This window comes from Kitasatospora hibisci (genome assembly GCF_043950205.1).
Lineage (GTDB): Bacteria > Actinomycetota > Actinomycetes > Streptomycetales > Streptomycetaceae > Kitasatospora > Kitasatospora hibisci.
Map to the genome: position 1 here is coordinate 3,095,197 of NZ_CP171642.1, position 17,782 is coordinate 3,112,978.

General features: G+C 71.9%; 20 protein-coding genes and 1 riboswitch. Of the genes, 16 read left to right on the forward strand and 4 right to left on the reverse strand.

Features of this window, described 5'->3' with window-relative positions; translation table 11 throughout:
* Positions 1-29 precede the first annotated feature (29 nt).
* From ACF9IK_RS13095 to ACF9IK_RS13105, 3 genes are all read left to right on the forward strand, one after another.
* Positions 30-209 carry a DUF6104 family protein gene (locus tag ACF9IK_RS13095; RefSeq protein WP_030235677.1) on the forward strand — a complete coding sequence of 60 codons (180 nt, stop codon included), beginning with the start codon at positions 30-32 and terminating at the stop codon, positions 207-209.
* 210 nt (positions 210-419) lie between these two features.
* On the forward strand, positions 420-1,349 hold the full coding sequence (locus ACF9IK_RS13100; protein ID WP_395294394.1) for a DUF4097 family beta strand repeat-containing protein: 930 nt from the start codon (positions 420-422) through the stop codon (positions 1,347-1,349).
* A gap of 1 nt (position 1,350) precedes the next feature.
* Positions 1,351-2,388: a PadR family transcriptional regulator gene (locus tag ACF9IK_RS13105; RefSeq protein WP_395294395.1), complete on the forward strand. Its 1,038-nt coding sequence runs from the start codon at positions 1,351-1,353 to the stop codon at positions 2,386-2,388.
* A 54-nt stretch (positions 2,389-2,442) separates the two neighbouring features.
* On the opposite strand, the gene ACF9IK_RS13110 is transcribed toward ACF9IK_RS13105, so the two are convergent.
* Positions 2,443-3,405: a zinc-binding dehydrogenase gene (locus tag ACF9IK_RS13110; RefSeq protein ID WP_395294396.1), complete on the reverse strand. Its 963-nt coding sequence runs from the start codon at positions 3,403-3,405 to the stop codon at positions 2,443-2,445.
* 123 nt (positions 3,406-3,528) lie between these two features.
* Positions 3,529-4,725: an NAD(P)-dependent malic enzyme gene (locus tag ACF9IK_RS13115; protein ID WP_395294397.1), complete on the reverse strand. Its 1,197-nt coding sequence runs from the start codon at positions 4,723-4,725 to the stop codon at positions 3,529-3,531.
* 583 nt (positions 4,726-5,308) lie between these two features.
* On the opposite strand from ACF9IK_RS13115, the gene ACF9IK_RS13120 reads away from it, so the two are divergent.
* From ACF9IK_RS13120 to ACF9IK_RS13140, 5 genes are all read left to right on the forward strand, one after another.
* Positions 5,309-6,235, forward strand: a complete 927-nt coding sequence (locus ACF9IK_RS13120; protein ID WP_395294398.1) for an ABC transporter substrate-binding protein — start codon at positions 5,309-5,311, stop codon at positions 6,233-6,235.
* 493 nt (positions 6,236-6,728) lie between these two features.
* Positions 6,729-7,658, forward strand: coding sequence for an ABC transporter substrate-binding protein (locus tag ACF9IK_RS13125; protein WP_395294399.1), 930 nt, complete (start codon positions 6,729-6,731; stop codon positions 7,656-7,658).
* 36 nt (positions 7,659-7,694) lie between these two features.
* Positions 7,695-8,672 (forward strand): amino acid ABC transporter permease, encoded by a 978-nt coding sequence (locus ACF9IK_RS13130; protein ID WP_395294400.1) that lies wholly within the window; start codon positions 7,695-7,697, stop codon positions 8,670-8,672.
* A gap of 38 nt (positions 8,673-8,710) precedes the next feature.
* Complete coding sequence (locus ACF9IK_RS13135; RefSeq protein WP_395298556.1) at positions 8,711-9,463, forward strand: amino acid ABC transporter ATP-binding protein; 753 nt, start codon at positions 8,711-8,713, stop codon at positions 9,461-9,463.
* A gap of 145 nt (positions 9,464-9,608) precedes the next feature.
* A complete protein-coding gene (locus ACF9IK_RS13140) occupies positions 9,609-10,202 on the forward strand; it encodes a CGNR zinc finger domain-containing protein (RefSeq protein ID WP_395294401.1) in 594 nt (197 codons plus the stop codon).
* Positions 10,203-10,254: 52 nt separating this feature from the next.
* Here ACF9IK_RS13140 and sodX read toward each other — a convergent pair whose 3' ends face one another.
* Positions 10,255-10,695: a nickel-type superoxide dismutase maturation protease gene (sodX, locus tag ACF9IK_RS13145; protein ID WP_395294402.1), complete on the reverse strand. Its 441-nt coding sequence runs from the start codon at positions 10,693-10,695 to the stop codon at positions 10,255-10,257.
* 186 nt (positions 10,696-10,881) lie between these two features.
* Between sodX and sodN the strand changes: the two genes are divergently transcribed.
* The 8 genes from sodN (at position 10,882) to ACF9IK_RS13185 (ending at position 17,266) form a co-directional block, all read left to right on the forward strand.
* On the forward strand, positions 10,882-11,277 hold the full coding sequence (gene sodN, locus ACF9IK_RS13150) for a superoxide dismutase, Ni (protein WP_395294403.1): 396 nt from the start codon (positions 10,882-10,884) through the stop codon (positions 11,275-11,277).
* Positions 11,278-11,408: 131 nt separating this feature from the next.
* Positions 11,409-11,482, forward strand: a riboswitch (cobalamin riboswitch).
* Between the two features lie 120 nt (positions 11,483-11,602).
* On the forward strand, positions 11,603-12,697 hold the full coding sequence (locus ACF9IK_RS13155) for a FecCD family ABC transporter permease (RefSeq protein ID WP_395294404.1): 1,095 nt from the start codon (positions 11,603-11,605) through the stop codon (positions 12,695-12,697).
* Positions 12,697-13,464 (forward strand): ABC transporter ATP-binding protein, encoded by a 768-nt coding sequence (locus ACF9IK_RS13160; RefSeq protein WP_395294405.1) that lies wholly within the window; start codon positions 12,697-12,699, stop codon positions 13,462-13,464. The genes ACF9IK_RS13155 and ACF9IK_RS13160 overlap by 1 nt, the downstream gene beginning before the upstream one ends.
* 16 nt (positions 13,465-13,480) lie before the next feature.
* The gene (locus ACF9IK_RS13165) at positions 13,481-14,485 is read left to right on the forward strand and encodes an ABC transporter substrate-binding protein (RefSeq protein ID WP_395294406.1); all 1,005 of its coding nucleotides are present in this window, start codon (positions 13,481-13,483) and stop codon (positions 14,483-14,485) included.
* A 77-nt stretch (positions 14,486-14,562) separates the two neighbouring features.
* Positions 14,563-14,946 (forward strand): nuclear transport factor 2 family protein, encoded by a 384-nt coding sequence (locus tag ACF9IK_RS13170; protein ID WP_395294407.1) that lies wholly within the window; start codon positions 14,563-14,565, stop codon positions 14,944-14,946.
* A gap of 9 nt (positions 14,947-14,955) precedes the next feature.
* Positions 14,956-15,432 (forward strand): GNAT family N-acetyltransferase, encoded by a 477-nt coding sequence (locus ACF9IK_RS13175; protein ID WP_395294408.1) that lies wholly within the window; start codon positions 14,956-14,958, stop codon positions 15,430-15,432.
* A gap of 273 nt (positions 15,433-15,705) precedes the next feature.
* Entirely contained in the window at positions 15,706-16,116 is a 411-nt protein-coding gene (locus ACF9IK_RS13180; protein WP_360190786.1) for an anti-sigma regulatory factor, read from the forward strand.
* A gap of 157 nt (positions 16,117-16,273) precedes the next feature.
* Positions 16,274-17,266, forward strand: coding sequence for an RNA polymerase sigma factor SigF (locus tag ACF9IK_RS13185; RefSeq protein ID WP_395294409.1), 993 nt, complete (start codon positions 16,274-16,276; stop codon positions 17,264-17,266).
* Positions 17,267-17,335: 69 nt separating this feature from the next.
* Here the strand turns inward: ACF9IK_RS13185 and ACF9IK_RS13190 are convergent, their stop codons facing one another.
* A complete protein-coding gene (locus tag ACF9IK_RS13190; RefSeq protein WP_238865352.1) occupies positions 17,336-17,764 on the reverse strand; it encodes a hypothetical protein in 429 nt (142 codons plus the stop codon).
* Positions 17,765-17,782 lie beyond the last annotated feature (18 nt).

A 17,782-nucleotide genomic window follows, 5' to 3' on the forward strand; every position in this document is an offset into this window, starting at 1 on the left:
GTCTTATCCCCATCGGACCGGAGCGAACCGTGTACTTCACCGACCGCGGCATCGAGGAGCTGGAGAGCCGGCGCGGCGACGAGGAGGTCACCTTCGAGTGGCTGGCCGAGCGCCTGCGCGAGTTCGTCGACCTGAACCCGGACTTCGAGATCCCGGTCGAGCGGCTGGCCACCTGGCTGGCGCGGCTCGACGACGAGGACGACGAGTGACCCGGGACGACGAGTGACCCGGTGAGACGCCGCCGAAGGGCCCGGGAGGCAACCGCCTCCCGGGCCCTTCGCGCGCCTCCCGTAGGGGGCGGATCGGGGACGGCTCCGGGTCGTCCTCGGGGGCGGGCTCCCTTGACTTCGACGTTACGCGATATATCGTCTTTGTTAGAGAACGCGATACATCGCGAGTCGCAACGGGAGGCGGCAGAGATGAGCCAGTGGACGATCGAGGACCCCGACAGGATCACCATCGACGACGAGGTCCGGACGGTCCACGTCCGGATCATCGACGGGGCGGTCAACGTGGTCGCCGCCGAGGGGCCGGCCCGTCTGGAGGTCACCGAGCTCAAGGGCGAGCCGCTCCACGTCACCCTGGTGGACGGCGTCCTGACGGTCACCTACAAGGACCTCAGCAGTTGGAGCGACTTCGGCGACGTGCTCAAGTCGGTCGACTCGGTGAAGGGCTTCTTCTCCTCGCTGAAGCGCAAGCGGAGCGCCTCGGTCACCCTGACCGCGCCGGCCGGCACCGAGGTGAAGGTCGGCACCGTCTCGGCCGACACCACCGTCTCCGGCTTCGCCGAGCACGTCTCGGCCCAGTCGGCCAACGGCGACGTCACCCTGGTCGGCCTGGCCGGGCGGACCTCCGCCAACACCGTCTCCGGTGACGTCGACGTCCAGTCGGTGGCCGGCCAGCTCAAGCTGAACACCGTCTCCGGCGGACTCACCGTGGTCGCAGGGAAGGCCGACAGGGTGCTGGCCAACGCCGTCACCGGCGCGGTCACCCTGGACCTCGACGTGGTCAACCCGACCGAGATCAAGGTCACCACGGTCAGCGGCCCGGTCGGGGTCCGGCTCCCCTCGCTGGCCGACACCAGGGTCGAGGCCGGCACCAACAGCGGGGACATCTCCAGCACCTTCGACCAGCTCAAGGTCGGCGGCACCTGGGGCGCCAAGCGGCTCTCCGGCCAGCTCGGGGACGGTCAGGGCAGCCTCTCGGTGACCACCGTCTCCGGCGCCGTCACCGTGCTGCGCCGCCCGGACGCCGAGGACGACGGCCCGGCGCTCGTCAAGGAGCTCCCGGCCGGCCCGAAGCCGGCGAAGGACGCCGACAACGGCCCCGACCTCACCAAGGAGGCCTGACATGAGCCCCGTCTTCGGCCACGGCCGGCTCCGGCTCTACCTGCTGAAGCTGCTCGACGAGTCGCCGCGGCACGGCTACGAGGTCATCCGCCTCCTGGAGGAGCGCTTCCAGGGCCTCTACGCGCCGTCCGCCGGCACCGTCTACCCCCGCCTCGCCAAGCTGGAGCAGGAGGGGCTGGTCGCCCACAGCACCGAGGGCGGCCGCAAGGTCTACCGGCTCACCGACGCCGGCCGCACCGAGCTGGCGGCCCGCCGGGGCGAGCTGGACCAGCTCGAGCTGGAGATCCGCGACTCGGTGGCCCAGCTCGCCGGGGCGATCCGCGAGGACGTCCGGGACAGTGCCAAGGACCTCCGCGAGGAGCTGTGGGGGGCGGCCAAGCAAGCCCCCCGGCCCGAGCGCGCCGAGGACGGGGACCCGTGGGCCGGACCCTGGGGGGACAAGGACGCCTGGCAGCGCGCCAAGGAGGAGTTCACCCAGTTCAAGCGCCAGGCCAAGGAGCAGGCCAAGCGCGCCAAGGAGCAGGAGAAGGCGGCCAAGGCCAAGGCGAAGGCCGCCGAGGAGGAGGCCCGCCGGCTGCGCGAGCAGTCGAAGGCGGCGCGGACGGCGGCGCAGCAGGAGGCGCTGCGGATCAAGCGCCGGGTCGAGCAGCAGGTGCGCGAGCACGCCGCCAAGGGCGACTGGCCGACGGGCCTCGCCGAGGGGCTCTCCGAGCTGACCAAGGGCCTGGCCGGCCTGGCCGACGCGGCCCGTTGGGGCCACCCGGCCGGGGACACCGCACCGACCGCCGAGCGGATCACCGTCACCCGGATCGACCTGGACAAGGACGAGCCGGCCGGTACCGCCCCGGCCGACCTGCCGGCGTGGACGGCCACCGACCCGGCCGGTGACCCGGCCCGGGAGCTGGAGCGACTGCTCGACCGCTTCCGCGACCAGGTCCGCGACGCGGCCCGGGACGGCGGGGTGACGGCCGACCGGCTCGCGGAGGCCCGCACGGTGCTGGGCCGGGCCGGCGAGCGGCTGAAGCGCCTGCTCGGCTGAGCCGGCGTGCGGGTGCCCGGTGTCCCCTCGGGGGAGCACCGGGCACCCGTGCGTTCACGGGTTGAGGACGATCTTCCCAAAGACGTCGCCCTTGGCGAGCCGGGCGAAGCCCTCCCTGGCCTCGGCCAGCGGCAGTACCGAGTCGATCACCGGCCGGACGCCGGCCGTCGCGCAGAGCGAGAGCAGGCCGGCCAGCTCCTCCTTGGTGCCCATGGTCGAACCGACCACCTTGAGCTCCAGGAAGAAGATCCGGTTCAGCTCGGCGGCCTTCGGGCTGGGGCCGGAGGTGGCCCCCGAGATGACGATGGTGCCGCCGGGGCGCAGCGACTTCACCGAGTGCGACCAGGTGGCGGCGCCGACCGTCTCCATCACCGAGTCCACCCGCTCGGGCAGCCGGGCGCCGCTCTCGAAGGCGGCGTCGGCGCCGAGCTCGACGGCCCGGGCGCGCTTGGCCTCGTCCCGGCCGGTGACCCAGACCCGCAGGCCGGCGGCCTTGCCGAGGACGACCAGCGCGGTCGAGACGCCGCCACCGGCCCCCTGGACCAGCACGGTGTCGCCCGGCTTCACGCCGGCGTTGGTGAACAGCATCCGGTAGGCCGTCAGCCAGGCGGTGGGCAGGCAGGCGGCCTGCTCGAAGGAGAGCTCGGCGGGCTTGGGCAGCAGGTTCCAGGTGGGCACGGCCACCCGGGCGGCGAAGGTGCCCTGGTAACGCTCGGTCAGGATCGAACGCGGCTCGTCCGGGCCCACGCCGTGGCCGCTCTGGCCGATCACCGAGTGGATGACCACCTCGTTGCCGTGCTCGTCGACGCCGGCGGCGTCGCAGCCGAGGATCATCGGCAGCTTCTCGGCGGGCAGGCCGACCCCGCGCAGCGACCAGAGGTCGTGGTGGTTGAGAGTGGCGGCCTTGACCGTGACCACGCTCCAGCCGGGCCGCGCCTGCGGTTCGGGGAGCTCGCCCAACTCCAGGGCGCTCAGCGGGTCGTCGGCGTCGATTCGTGCGGCGTAGGCAGCAAACATGATCCGGACGATAACGGCGAAGGACCGGGCCCGGAACCACACGTCGGTGTGACGCGCGTCCCGGAACCCGGCCCTTCACCCGCAGGGGGAGCGCTCCTCGTGGCGGGAGCGCCCCCCTCCGCGTCAGATCCGCGCCACGCCCTCGGCGCGGGCGGCGTCGGCGACGGCCTTGGTGACCGCCGGGGCGACCCGCTCGTCGAACGGCGAGGGGATGACCTTCTGCGGCGTCAGCTCGTCGGCGACCACGCCGGCCAGCGCCTTGGCGGCGGCCAGCTTCATGCCCTCGGTGATCCGGCTGGCCCGGACCTGGAGGGCGCCGGCGAAGATGCCGGGGAAGGCCAGCACGTTGTTGATCTGGTTCGGGAAGTCGCTGCGCCCGGTGGCGACGACCGCCGCGTACTTGTGTGCGACCTCGGGGTGGATCTCCGGGTTGGGGTTGGCCATGGCGAAGACGAAGGCACCCTCGGCCATGGTCGCCACGACCTCCTCCGGCACGGTGCCGCCGGAGACGCCGATGAAGACGTCGGCGCCGGCCAGCGCGTCGGCCAGCGAGCCCTTGATGCCGGACTTGTTGGTCTGCGCGGCGATCTCCGCCTTCACGTCGGTGAGGTCGCCGCGGCCGTCGTAGACCACGCCCTTGCGGTCGCAGACCGCGACGTCGCCGATGCCGGCGGCCACCAGCATCTTGGCGATGGCGATGCCGGCCGCGCCGGCCCCGGAGATGACCGCGCGCAGCGAGCCGATCTCCCGGCCGGTCACCTTGGCCGCGTTCCACAGGGCCGCGGTGGTGACGATCGCGGTGCCGTGCTGGTCGTCATGGAAGATCGGGATGTCCAGGGCCTCCTGGAGCCGGCGCTCGATCTCGAAGCACCGCGGGGCGGAGATGTCCTCCAGGTTCACGCCGCCGAAGGAGGGCGCGAGCCGGACGACGGTCTCGACGATCTCGTCCACCTCGGTGCAGGCCAGCGCGATCGGGACCGCGTCCACACCGCCGAACTGCTTGAACAGGATGGCCTTGCCCTCCATGACGGGCAGCGAGGCCTCCGGGCCGATGTCGCCGAGGCCCAGCACGGCGGTGCCGTCGGTGACGACCGCCACCGTGTTGGCCTTCCAGGTGTAGTCGTTCACCAGCTCCGGCTGCTCGGCGATGGCCGTGCAGACCCGGGCGACACCGGGGGTGTAGGCGAGGGACAGGTCGTCCGCGTCGCGCACCGGGACGGTGGCCCGGACCTCCATCTTGCCGCCGCGGTGGAGCGCGAAGACGGCGTCGACCGGATCGTCGGTGTCCTGCGTGCTGGTGTGGATGATCTCCGCTGCCACGATGACCTCTTCGTCATTGATAGCGAGGGCACGGCCGACGGAGCTGGGGCGACCCTGCCGGAAACCCGAAACCGGGTACGCCGAAGCGGACCCGGGGAGGATGGCGGGGTCGGGGCGCTGCCGTCGGGGCCTGCGCCCTCGGGTGAGGGTTGTTTCCAGTTGTCTGCGCTGTGCTACCGGGCCGAGCGTAGGTCGGACGACGGCATCGCACCTATGCCTTTTCGTCCTCGTTACGTGCATTTCATCCGCATCTCGGCCACTTGACGGCGCCGGGCGTCGGAAGCGCCCGGACCCGGTGGCGGCGACGGCGAACGTGCACGAACACCCGTAGGAGTGAACGCAGACACGAGGGGAGCCGGTGCCACGGATACGGAGTCGGCGTCGATGACTTCCGTTCCTCTGCACCCCGAGCCTGTCTCGACTCGGCGGTCTGGGTTCGAGCGTCGGGGGTCACCCGGTACCGAATTCTGACACACCCGCCGCCGGGCCCCCGAGGGAGGGATGGGAGGATCCCATGGCCCGCCGTCTCACGCACCCCCGCGACGCCGCGAGGCCTCCACATCCCTCCCACAGGAGCCCGCTCATGCACCACCGCCCCCACCCCCGACGTACGGCCGCCGCCGCCCTCGCGCTGGTGTCCGCCGGAGCCCTCCTGCTGACCGGTTGCGGCGGCGGCGGCGAGGAGACCACGAAGGACGCCGGGGAGGTGGCGCGCGACAAGCTCCCCAAGGCCCAGCGCAGCGCCGGCGTGCTCCGGGTCGGCTCGGACCTGAACTACGCCCCGGTGGACTTCCGCGGCGCCGACGGCAAGCCGACCGGCCTCGACCCGGACATCGCCGAGGCCCTCGGCAAGGTCCTCGACGTGCGGATCGAGATCGTCGACACTCCGTTCGACAAGTTGATACCGAACCTTCACGCCAAGCAGTACGACGTGGTGATGTCCGCACTCAGCGACATCCGCCAGCGCCGCGAGGGCGTCGACGACGCCGGCAAGCAGATCCACCCCGGCGTGGACTTCGTGGACTACTTCATCGCCGGCAGCTCGATCACCGTCCCGAAGGGCAACCCGAAGGGCATCCACACCCTGGACGACCTCTGCGGCCGGACCGTCGCGGTGCAGCAGGGCACCACCCAGGACGAGATCATCGGCCGCCAGGTGACCGCCTGCACCCGGGCCGGCAAGGCGCTCACGGTGCACAAGTTCGACAGCGACGCCAAGGCCCTGGCCGAGGTCGCCTCCGGCGTGGCGGTGGCCGGTCTGAACGACTTCCCGGTCGCCGCCTACGCCGCGAAGACCACCGACAACGGCAACCGCTTCGAGGTCACCGGCGCGCAGTCCAAGTCCAACCCGTACGGGATCGCCGTGCGCAAGGACGACACCGCGCTGCGCGACTCGCTGTCCAAGGCGGTGGACCAGCTGATCCGCAGCGGCGAGTACGACAAGATCCTCTCCAAGTGGAACGTCTCCGCGGGCGCGGCGCAGAACGCGGTGGTCAACGGCGGCATCTGAACCGCCGCAACCGGACGCAGGGGCCGGGTCGGATCCGGGCGGGATCCGACCCGGCCCCTGCGCGTCCGCAATCCCCCGGGCGCGCGGCCGGGCCTCCCGGCCGGAGCGCAGGGGGATCCGCATACTTATACGCAGGGTGACAGGAGCTCGGCATTCGTCCGTATAGCGGACGGCGAGGCCCCTCGTTATCCGATTTTGATCTGAATGAGGGCCATCCGACCGTCATGTGATGGCAGGATTCCCCCCATCTCGGATCGAGCCGACCACTGGTCGAGGCGGTTCGATCAACGTCCACCTCGGCGGAGGGTGGCGGAAGCAGTACCTCGCACCACCCTGCGCGGACCATGCCCAGGCCTGCACCACCGGCTTCGCCCGTGCGCAGTACAGCGATATACCACCCGAACCCGTACAGCGCCGTACGGCCCGCACCCCCGGTGTGCCGCTCCCCCGCGGCGCGCTCCGCCCGACCTCTCCCTCAGGAGGAGATCCCCCCATGACCGCCCGTACCCAGCGCACCCGCCTCATCGCCGCCGGCGTAGCAGCCGCGTCCCTCTCGCTGGCACTGACCGCCTGCAGCAGCAGCAGCACGGACGAGGGTGGCGGCGCCCCCAACGCCACCGCGACCGTCAGCGAGGTCAAGGTCGACGACAAGCTCGCCGCGCTCGTCCCCGCCGACGTCAAGTCCTCCGGAAAGATCATCGTCGGCTCGGACGCGTCGTACGCGCCGAACGAGTTCAAGGACGACAGCGGCAAGATCATCGGCATGGACATCGACCTGGCCAACGCCATCGCGGCCCGGCTCGGGCTCAAGGCCGACGTCCAGGACTCGCAGTTCACGGCGATCATTCCCGGTATCCAGTCGAACAAGTTCCAGCTCGGCATGTCGTCCCTCACGGACAACAAGGAGCGCGAGCAGGTCGTCGACATGGTCACCTACTTCAACGCCGGCAGTGCGATCGCGGTCAAGAAGGGCAACCCCGACAAGATCAGCGCCGACGACCTCTGCGGCAAGAAGGTGGCCGTCCAGACCGGCACCACCCAGGCCCAGGAGATCGTCGACGTCCGCAACCCCGCCTGCGCCCAGGCCGGCAAGCCGGGCGTCGTCAACGACGGCGACAAGTTCGACCTGCAGACCGACGTCACCAACGCCGTGGTCTCCGGCCGCGACCAGGCGATGATGGCCGACTCCCCGGTCATCGACTACGCCGTCAAGCAGTCCGGCGGCCAGCTGGAGAAGATCGGTACCACCTACGACTCCGCGCCGTACGGCATCGCCCTCGCCAAGGGCGCCGCGCTCGCGCCGGCCGTCCAGGGCGCCGTCCAGTCGCTGATCGACGACGGCACCTACAAGCAGATCCTCACCAAGTGGGGCGTCGAGGCCGGCGCCCTCGACAAGTCCACCCTCAACGGCGCTGTCAGCTGACCCTCCGCCGGCACATCTCTCCCCCGAGGCCACACCGTGAACTCTCTGGACCAGGGGCACGCGGAGAAGGGACGGCCTGAGACCATCAAGGCCGTCCCGGTCCGCCACCCCGGACGCTGGGCGGGCGCCGCAGTCATCACCGTACTGGCTGCGATGTTCGTGAGCGCCCTCTTCACCAACCCCGCCTTCAAGTGGGACATCGTCGGGAAGTACCTCTTCCACGACAGCATCGTGCACGGCATGCTCGTCACGTTGGAGCTGACCGCGCTCTCCATGCTCATGGGTGTGGTCGGCGGCATCATCCTCGCGGTGATGCGGCTCTCCCCGAACCCGCTGCTCTCGGCCACCGCCTGGGTCTACATCTGGGTCTTCCGCGGTACGCCGGTCCTGGTGCAGCTGGTGTTCTGGAACTTCCTCGGCCTGATCTGGGCCAGGATCTCGATCGGCGTGCCGTGGGTGGGACCGGAGTTCTGGTCCGAGTCCACCAACGTCCTGATCCCGACCTTCGTGGCCGCCCTGCTGGGCCTGGGCCTCAACGAGGCCGCCTACATGGCGGAGATCGTCCGCGGCGGCATCCAGTCGGTGGACCTCGGGCAGACCGAGGCCTCGCACGCGCTGGGCATGAGCCAGTTCCAGACCATGCGGCGGATCATCCTGCCGCAGGCCATGCGGGTGATCATCCCGCCGACCGGCAACGAGACCATCTCGATGCTCAAGACCACCTCGCTGGTGTCGGTGATCTCCCTGGAGGAGATCTTCCGGGCCGGTCAGGTGATCTACTCTCGGAACTACCAGAACATCCCGATCCTGATCGTGGTCAGCCTCTGGTACCTGTTCTTCACCTCCGTGCTGACCATCGGCCAGTACTACATCGAACGGCACTACGCCCGCGGCTCCAACCGGACGCTCCCGCCGACCCCGCTGCAGCGGGTGCGGGGCCTGTTCCGTGGGAAGCCCGCCCCGAAGAAGACCACCGACGTGGTCCCGGGGCTTGAGGGAGGTGGTCACGTATGACCGATCTGACCAAGCCCGTCGACGCCTCCGACGGCCCGATGGTCCGCGCCGAGAGCGTCCACAAGTCCTACGGCCCGGTGGAGGTGCTCAAGGGCATCGACCTGGAGGTCAAGCAGGGCGAGGTGTTCTGCCTGATCGGCCCCTCCGGCTCCGGCAAGTCGACCTTCCTGCGGTGTATCAACCACCTGGAGAAGATCAACGGCGGCCGGCTCTGGGTCGACGGCGAGCTCGTCGGCTACCGGCAGAGGGGCGACAAGCTCTACGAGCTCAAGGACCGCGAGGTCGCGCTCAAGCGGCGCGACATCGGGATGGTGTTCCAGCGCTTCAACCTGTTCCCGCACATGACCGCCATAGAGAACGTCATCGAGGCGCCGGTGCAGGTCAAGGGCGAGTCCAAGGCGGACGCCCGGGAGCGCGCGATGGCCCTGCTGGAGCGGGTCGGCCTGTCCGACAAGGCCAAGAACTACCCGTCCCAGCTCTCCGGCGGCCAGCAGCAGCGTGTCGCGATCGCTCGCGCGCTCGCCATGAAGCCCAAGCTGATGCTCTTCGACGAGCCCACCTCGGCGCTCGACCCCGAGCTGGTCGGCGACGTCCTCGACGTCATGCGCGGACTGGCCGAGGAGGGGATGACCATGGTCGTCGTCACCCACGAGATGGGCTTCGCCCGCGAGGTCGGCGACGCCCTGGTCTTCATGGACGGCGGTGTGGTCGTCGAGTCGGGCAACCCGCGCGACGTCCTCACCGACCCGCAGCACGAGCGCACCCGCGCCTTCCTCTCCAAGGTGCTCTGACCCCGAGGTGCTCTGAGCTCACCGGGGTGCGCCCGCCGCACCCCTCGGCGCCCGGCAGGCCGGTCCTGCCGGGCGCCGACGCTTTCCCCGCCCAGGTAATAGGCTGGAGGCATTCAGCCCGTTACCGAATTCTGGAAGGACCACCGTGGAGCTCGCCTCGTACGCCGATCTGGCCGTCCGGCTGGTGAACACCGAGGAGCCCGAGCGCGGCACCGACTCGCTGACCTCGGTGGAGGCGGTGCGCGCCCTGTTCTCCGAGTCCTCGCGCGCCGCCGCGCTCGCCGACGAGACGGACCTGCCGCGACTGCGGACCGTCCGGACCCGGCTGCGCGGGGTGTTCGAGGCCGCCGCCGAGGGCGACGAGGTCCGCGGCGTCGACCTGCTGAACAGCCTGCTCATGGAGTTCCCGGTCAGCCCGCTGATCTCCGGCCACGAGCACCTGGACGACGTCGGGCGCCCGCGCTGGCACCTGCACCTGGCCGACAACTCACCGACCGCCACCGCCCACTTCAGCGCCGTCGCCTGCATGGGGCTGGCGGTCCACCTGACCGAGCTGGGCGCCGACCGGCTGGGCATCTGCCAGGCCGCGCCCTGCCGCAACGCCTACCTCGACACCTCCACCAACCGGTCCCGGCGGTACTGCTCGGACCGGTGCGCCACCCGGGCCAACGTCGCCGCGTACCGGGCCCGCAAGCGCCAGGAGGCCCAGGACGCGGCCGCCCCCGGCGGGCAGGTCTGACAGCGCCCGGACAGCCACGCCGGGTCCGGTCGTCCGCTGAGCAGCCAGGCGGCTAGACCCTGTCCGGGTCGACCCAGACGCCGCAGCGGCGGGCCAGGCCCGGCACCCGGGCGAACGGCCCGCAGAGCAGCAGGCGCTCCAGCCCCCGGCCCGGCGCCAGCCAGGCCGGGCGCGGCCGCAGCCGCAACAGCACCCGGCCGAGCACGAGCTCGTCCGGGACGGCGCCGTAGCTGCGGCTGTCACTGTCGATCGGCCGGTTGTCGGAGAGCAGCCACCAGCCCTTGGCCCGGCGCTCGGCCGCCCGCTTCACCACCAGCAGGTCCTGCTGGAACGGGTGGCGGAACACCACCACCGCGCCCGGCCGGATCCGCGCGCCGTAGCGGACCAGCAGCTGGTCGCCCTCGCGCAGGGTCGGCACCATCGACGGACCCGCCACGTCGATCAGTCCGAACGGCGCGCCACCCCCCGGGGTGCCGCCTTCCGGTTCCGCCATCCGCGCCACGACTCCTCCTCCCGGCCGGCCGCGTCCAAGTCTGCCGCACCGGCGGCCTCCCGGCCGGTGTCCGGATTGGCCCGGTTCCGACTCCGCCTTTTGACCGAGGCCCACCGCCCGATCGCGAAACCCGGGGACCGGAAGGGTAATCTCGGGCGCGGGAAGACGATCTAAGGAAGGACTCCCATGTTCTCTCGTCTGTTTGCACCTCGCGCCACCGCCCACGCCCACTGCGACCTCCCCTGCGGCGTGTACGACCCCGCGCAGGCCCGGATCGAGGCCGAGTCGGTCAAGGCCACCCAGGAGAAGTACCAGGCCAACGAGGACCAGCACTTCCGCGCCCGCGCCATCATCATCAAGGAGCAGCGCGCCGAGGCCGTCAAGCACCACATCTCGGTGCTGTGGAGCGACTACTTCAAGGCCCCGCACTTCGAGAAGTACCCGCAGCTGCACCAGCTGATCAACGACACCCTGAAGGCCGCCTCGGCCACCAAGGCGTCGACGGACCCGGCCACCGGCCAGGCCCTGCTCGACCTGATCGCCGAGGTCGACAAGATCTTCTGGGAGACCAAGCAGGCCTGATCCCCGATCAGCCCGCACCGACCGCCCCCGTCCGGCCCGCCGGACGGGGGCGGTCGCGTTCCCGACGGCCCGACCCACCCGGTAAGGGTCACTCGGCCGGAGCACTTGTTATGCTGCCAGGGCGCCCCGCGGGGGAAGCCGGTGCGAATCCGGCGCTGACCCGCAACGGTAAGCGGTGCCCCGTGCCCCGCGAGCCCGATCGCCCGGGGGCGCCGACCTCCCGACAACTCGCCGCGGACTGCGAGGGGATGGCGCCCCGGCACGCCTGCGTCCCGGGCGCGATCGCCCCCTGCCGGCCGCGGCCAGAGGCGAAGGCGCGCCACCCGTGACCACCGCAGCGACCGCACCGCCCCCGACGGCGCCCACGCCCGTGTCCGCGGCGGCCCGCCGCCTGCCCGCCGGCCCGCTGGCCGCCGGTCTGGCCGCGGCGCTGCTGCTCTCCCTGGTCTGCGGGGTGGCCCTGGGCTCCACCGGACTCGCCTGGTCACACGTGCTGCGGCTGCTGGGTGCCGGGCTGACGGGCGGTCGGCTGCCCGCCGAGGAGGCCGCCGCGTACGCCATCGTCTGGGAGATCCGGCTGCCGCGCACCGTGCTGGCCGCCGTGGTCGGCGCCGGGCTCGCAGCCACCGGGGTCGCCGTGCAGGCGATGGTCCGCAACGCGCTCGCCGACCCGTTCGTCCTCGGCATCTCCTCCGGCGCCTCGGTCGGCGCCAACGCGGTGCTGCTGCTCGGCGCCTTCGCCTCGCTCGGAGTCTGGGCGATCTCGGTCTCCGCGTTCGGCGCGGCGCTGCTCGCCATGGTGCTGGTGTACGCCGCCGCGCGGACCGCCGCCGGCCTCACCCCGCTGCGGCTGGTCCTCACCGGCACGGCGATGTCGTACGGCTTCTCGGCGGTGACGGCGCTGATGGTGTTCGCCGCCGCACGCGGAGAGGCGGCCCGCAGCGCCATGATGTGGCTGCTCGGCAGCCTCGGCGGGGCGACCTGGGGCTCGGTCCCGATCGCCGCCGGCACCGTGCTGGCCGGCCTCGGCTACCTGGCCTGCGCCGCCGGGCGGCTGGACGCGCTGGCGATGGGCGACGAGACCGCCGCCTCGCTCGGCGTGGACGGCGACCGGTTGCGCCGGGAGCTGTTCGCCGTGACCGCGGCCGTCACCGGCACCGTGGTCGCGGTCAGCGGCGCGATCGGCTTCGTCGGCCTGATGGTGCCTCATCTGACCCGGATGCTGGTCGGCGCCGGCCACCGCCGGGTGCTGCTGGTCGCTCCCCTCGCGGGCGCGCTGCTGCTGATCTGGGTGGACATCGTCTCGCGGACCCTGCTGGCCCCGGCCGAACTGCCGGTCGGCGTGGTCACCGCGGTGCTCGGGGTGCCCTGCTTCCTGCTGCTGATGCGCCGTCGCGGCCACGCCCTCGGAGGCCGCTGATGGACGTCTCCGTCGACGGCCTCTCGGTCGACCTGGCCGGCGTCCGGCTGATCCACGACGTCACCCTGGCCGCCCCCGGCGGCCGGCTGGTGGGCCTGATCGGGCCGAACGGCAGCGGCAAGTCCACCCTGCTGCGCTGTGTCTACCGGGCGCTGCGGCCGGCCGCCGGAGCCGTCCGGCTGGACGGCGAGGACCTGCACGCGCTGCCCGCGCGCGAGGCCGCCCGGCGGGTGGCCGCACTGCCGCAGGAGTACTCCGCCGAGTTCGACTTCACGGCCGAGGAGGTGGTCGGGATGGGCCGCCTGCCGCACCGGGGCGGGTTCGCCCGGCCCGGTGCGGGCGACGACGAGAAGTGCGCCGCCGCGCTGCGGCGGGTGGGCGCCGGGCACCTGGCCGGGCGCGGCTTCCTGAGCCTGTCCGGCGGGGAGAAGCAGCGCGTTCTGATCGCCCGCGCGCTGGTCCAGGAGCCGCGTGTGCTGGTGCTCGACGAGCCCACCAACCACCTGGACATCGCCCACCAGCTGGAGGTCCTGGCGCTGGTCCGGGAGGCCGGTCCGACGGTGCTCACCGCGCTGCACGACCTCAACCTGGCGGCCTCCCACTGCGACCTGCTGCACGTCATCGCGGCCGGCCGGATCGTCGCCTCCGGGACACCCGCCGAGGTGCTCCGACCCGCCCTGCTGGCCGAGGTGTTCGGCGTCCGCGCGACCCCCGTCCGGCACCCCGCGACGGGCGCCTTCCAACTGCTCTTCGACCGACTCCACTGATCCCCGAGGACCTCCCATGCGCACCAAGGCCGCCGCCTCCGCCGCCCTGCTCGCCCTCACCCTGACCGCCTGCGGCGCCGACATCGCCCCCGCCGGGGACGCCGCCGCCCCGTCCGGCGCCGCCGCCCACTACCCGGTGACCGTCGACAACTGCGGGACCGGGACCACCTACCAGCGCAAGCCCGCACGGGCGGTGAGCAACGACGTCGGCATCACCGAGCTGCTGTTCTCGCTCGGCGTCGCCGACCGGATGGCCGGCTACGTGATGCCCGACGACAAGGGCGGGGTGGACAAGGTGGCCTGGAAGGACGGCTACCGGCGGACGGCCTGGCTCTCCAAGCAGCGGATCACCAAGGAGCTCGTGCTGGAGGCCGGGGCCGACCTGGTCTTCGCCGGCTGGCACTACGGCTTCAGCGAGGCCGACGGCTTCACCCCGAAGGCGCTGGCCGGCCTGGGCATCGACTCCTACGTGCTGAGCGAGTCCTGCCGCAGCGGCTCGGGCCCGGAGCGCGGGGTGATGTCCCCGCTGGACGCGCTCTACACCGACCTGGCCAACCTGGGCGAGATCTTCGACGTCCGCGACCGGGCCGACCGGTTGATCGCCGACTTCAAGGCGCAGATCGCCGCCGTGCCGCAGCCCGAGCGCCGGCAGCGCGTCTTCCTCTACGACAGCGGCGAGGACAAGCCCTACACCGCGGGGAGGTTCGCCGCCGCGCAGGAGATCATCACCCGGGCCGGCGGGGAGAACGTGACGGGCGACATCGCCGACTCCTGGACCACCGTCGGCTGGGAGAGCGTGGTCCGGCGCGACCCCGAGGTGATCCTGATCAACAACTACGGCGACACCGACGCCGGGGCCAAGCGGAGCTTCCTGAAGTCCTTCCCCCCGCTGGCCGGCGTCTCCGCGGTCAAGAACGACCGGATCTTCGTCCTGGACTACGCCGACCTGGTCGAGAGCCCGCGCAACCCGGCCGCGATCACGGCGCTCGCGGCGTACCTGCGCAGCGCGGCGGCGGGCTGAACCACCGTGTGGGGGGCGGCCCTGCGGGCGTAGGCTCGGAGGTACGAGCCGACGGAACCGACCGGAGGAGCGAGAGCATGAGCACGATGGCCGCGCCGACCGCCTTCGACACCGACGCACTCCGCGAAGGCATCGAGCGCAGCGACGCCGAGGCCCTGCTGGCGCTGTACGCGGACGACGCCGAACTGCGCGTCGTCGACCGCAAGACCCAGCCGAGCCACCCCCTGGTGATGCACGGCCGGGAGGAGATCGCCGCGATGCTGGACGACCTCTACGGCCGGGAGATGACCCACAAGCTGGAGCGGGCGGTGGTCCAGGACGACCACCTCGCCTTCCTGGAGTCCTGCCGGTACCCCGACGGGATCCGGGTCCTGATGAGCTCGATGGCCGACCTCCGGGACGGCCGGATCGTCGACCAGACCTCGATCCAGGCCTGGGACGAGAACGAGCAGGCCAAGTAGGCTCGTCGCATGATCCGTACCGCCGTTGCCGCCGATGTCCCGGTCATCCACGCCATGATCCGCGAGCTCGCGGAGTACGAGAAGGCCCCGCACGAGGCGGTGGCCACCGAGGAACAGCTGCGGGACGCGCTGTTCGGCGCCGGTGCGGCGCTGTTCGGGCTGATCGCCGAGGACGACGCCACCGGCGAGCCGGTCGGCTTCGCGGTCTGGTTCCTCAACTTCTCCACCTGGCGCGGGACGCACGGGATCTACCTGGAGGACCTCTACGTCCGCCCGGAGGCCCGTGGCGGCGGCCACGGCAAGGCGCTGCTGCTGGAACTGGCCCGGATCGCCGTGGACCGCGGCTACTCGCGGATGGAGTGGTCGGTGCTGGACTGGAACGAGCCCTCGATCAACTTCTACAAGTCGCTCGGCGCGGTGCCGATGGACGGCTGGACCGTCTACCGGCTCACCGGTGAGGCGCTCACCGCGGCCGGCACCCGCTGACCCCTCCCGGGAGCCCGCTCCCGGGGGATCGCGGAAGGGGCCGCCCGACCGCTGACGCCCTGTGTCACAAGGGCTTACCATGAGTGACTCCCGCGCGGGGATCAAAAGCGGTAACGTCTCGTGCGGGCGCGGCGTCCGGCCACTCTTCGAGGGGTATGACCGGTACGTACCGCACCACCCCTCTGGACAGTTGGGGCGAAGCAGTTGAGCCAAGCAACAGACAGTGCCGCGGCCACCGGCCCGGAAGCACAGCGCGTCACCCAGGAGGTGAGGGTGTCCCAGATCGACGGCGAGCCCGGAGTGCAGGACTTCGTGGAGGTCCGGCTGCCCGCGGCGGGGGCCTACCTCTCGGTGCTGCGAACAGCGACGGCGGGGCTCGCGGCCCGGCTGGACTTCACGCTGGACGAGATCGAGGACCTCCGCATCGCGGTGGACGAGGCCTGCGCCATCCTGCTCCAGCAGGCGGTGCCCGGCTCGGTCCTCTCCTGCGAGTTCCGATTGGTCGGCGACTCGCTGAAGGTCATCGTCTCCGCCCCGACCACGGACGGCCGGGCCCCGGAGCGGGACACCTTCGCCTGGACGGTGCTCTCCGCGCTGGCCGGCGAGGTGGAGTCCTCGGTCGGCGAGGACAACACCGTGTCGATCAGCCTGCACAAGAAGCGCGGCGGATCCTCCGCGCACTAGAGCCACCACAGCAGCACCGAACAAGGGCCGTCCGCCCGGTTCCCCCACCCGGGCCGGCGGACGGCTCCCGGTACCGCCTTTCGCGCGGTACGACCCACAAGACGAATCCGGGACCACCACGGTCCCGGTGCTCCCGGAACGGAACGGGGGAATGGCCGTGAGTGATCTGGACCGTACCGGCCTCGCGACGGCGGGCCCTGCCGTACCGACCCAGGCGAGCGTTCCCGGCCTCGCCGCCAACGACGACGCGCACCCGAAGGACGCCCACCGGATGAGCCAGCCGACCGAGCCGACCGAACCGTCGCAGACACCCTCGCCCCCGCCCTCACCGGAGGACCCGGCGGCCGAGGTGCTGCGCGGCGCGGTGCCCGCCCAGGGCCCGCACCGCTCGGGCGCGCCGGACCGGGAGGCGGCGCGCGCGCTGTTCGTCCGGCTGTCCGCGCTGCCCGAGGGCTCGCCGGAGCGGGTGGAGCTGCGCAACCAGCTGGTGCGCATGCACATCCCGCTGGTGGAGCACCTGGCCAGGCGGTTCCGCAACCGGGGCGAGCCGCTGGACGACCTGACCCAGGTCGCCACCATCGGGCTGATCAAGTCGGTGGACCGGTTCGACCACGAGCGCGGGGTCGAGTTCTCCACCTACGCGACGCCGACCATCGTCGGCGAGATCAAGCGGCACTTCCGGGACAAGGGCTGGGCGGTCCGGGTGCCGCGCCGGCTCCAGGAGCTGCGGCTGTCGCTGACCACGGCGACCAGCGAGCTCTCCCAGCGGCACGGCCGCTCCCCCACCGTGCACGAGCTGGCCGAGCACCTGGGGATCTCCGAGGAAGACGTCCTGGAGGGCCTGGAGTCCGCCAACGCGTACTCCACGCTGTCGCTGGACGTGCCGGACAGCGACGACGAGTCGCCGGCCGTCGCGGACACCCTGGGCGCCACCGACGAGGCGCTGGAGGGCGTCGAGTACCGCGAGTCGCTCAAGCCGCTGCTGGCCCAACTGCCGCCCCGGGAACAGAAGATCCTGGTGCTGCGGTTCTTCCGGAACATGACGCAGTCGCAGATCGCAGCCGAGGTGGGCATCTCACAGATGCACGTCTCCCGACTGCTCGCCCGCACGCTGGCGCAGCTGCGGGAGAAGCTCCTGGTGGAGGAGTAGGGCGTGTCGGACACGCCCTGGAACTGACGGCCGCCCGGCGGTCGTGAACGGCCGTGCGGCCCTCTGCGCTCAGCCCTCGTGCGGAGCGTAGAGGGCCGCCGTCGACTTCGGGCTGAGCAGGGCGCCGATGCCGACCGCACCGAGCAGGCCGACGCCGATCCCGACGGCCGCCATGGCGCCGCCGCTCTGCCACATGTAGTACGCCACGGGCAGGCAGATCGAGTTGGTCAGCACGGCCGGGCTGCGGCCCCAGCGCCGGCCCTTCAGGAGCGCCCGGGCGGCCAGTATCGGCAGCGCGCCGAGCAGCACGATCACCAGGCCGCCGAACTCGTTCAGGGCGAGCTGCTTCTCCTGGCCGGACAGCGCGGACACCATGTCCCAGACGCCGACGACGGCCAGCGCGGCGCCCGCCAGGGCGGTGATGGCGGCGCCCACGACCAGGGCGGCCGGCCGGTCGCTGCCGGGCGTGGGTGCGGGTGCGGAGGATTCTGCGGTCACTCCAGCAGGGTAGCCGCC

What these genes read in the sequence shown, in the direction of transcription:
- ACF9IK_RS13135 (WP_395298556.1), top strand. Translation starts at nt 8,711, where the DNA reads ATGGTCCGCGCCGAGAGCGTCCACAAGTCCTACGGCCCGGTGGAGGTG.
- ACF9IK_RS13160 (WP_395294405.1), top strand. Translation starts at nt 12,697, where the DNA reads ATGGACGTCTCCGTCGACGGCCTCTCGGTCGACCTGGCCGGCGTCCGG.
- ACF9IK_RS13175 (WP_395294408.1), top strand. Translation starts at nt 14,956, where the DNA reads ATGATCCGTACCGCCGTTGCCGCCGATGTCCCGGTCATCCACGCCATG.
- ACF9IK_RS13125 (WP_395294399.1), top strand. Translation starts at nt 6,729, where the DNA reads ATGACCGCCCGTACCCAGCGCACCCGCCTCATCGCCGCCGGCGTAGCA.
- ACF9IK_RS13105 (WP_395294395.1), top strand. Translation starts at nt 1,351, where the DNA reads ATGAGCCCCGTCTTCGGCCACGGCCGGCTCCGGCTCTACCTGCTGAAG.
- sodX (WP_395294402.1), bottom strand. Translation starts at nt 10,695, where the DNA reads ATGGCGGAACCGGAAGGCGGCACCCCGGGGGGTGGCGCGCCGTTCGGA.
- sodN (WP_395294403.1), top strand. Translation starts at nt 10,882, where the DNA reads ATGTTCTCTCGTCTGTTTGCACCTCGCGCCACCGCCCACGCCCACTGC.
- ACF9IK_RS13165 (WP_395294406.1), top strand. Translation starts at nt 13,481, where the DNA reads ATGCGCACCAAGGCCGCCGCCTCCGCCGCCCTGCTCGCCCTCACCCTG.
- ACF9IK_RS13110 (WP_395294396.1), bottom strand. Translation starts at nt 3,405, where the DNA reads ATGTTTGCTGCCTACGCCGCACGAATCGACGCCGACGACCCGCTGAGC.
- ACF9IK_RS13170 (WP_395294407.1), top strand. Translation starts at nt 14,563, where the DNA reads ATGAGCACGATGGCCGCGCCGACCGCCTTCGACACCGACGCACTCCGC.
- ACF9IK_RS13120 (WP_395294398.1), top strand. Translation starts at nt 5,309, where the DNA reads ATGCACCACCGCCCCCACCCCCGACGTACGGCCGCCGCCGCCCTCGCG.
- ACF9IK_RS13100 (WP_395294394.1), top strand. Translation starts at nt 420, where the DNA reads ATGAGCCAGTGGACGATCGAGGACCCCGACAGGATCACCATCGACGAC.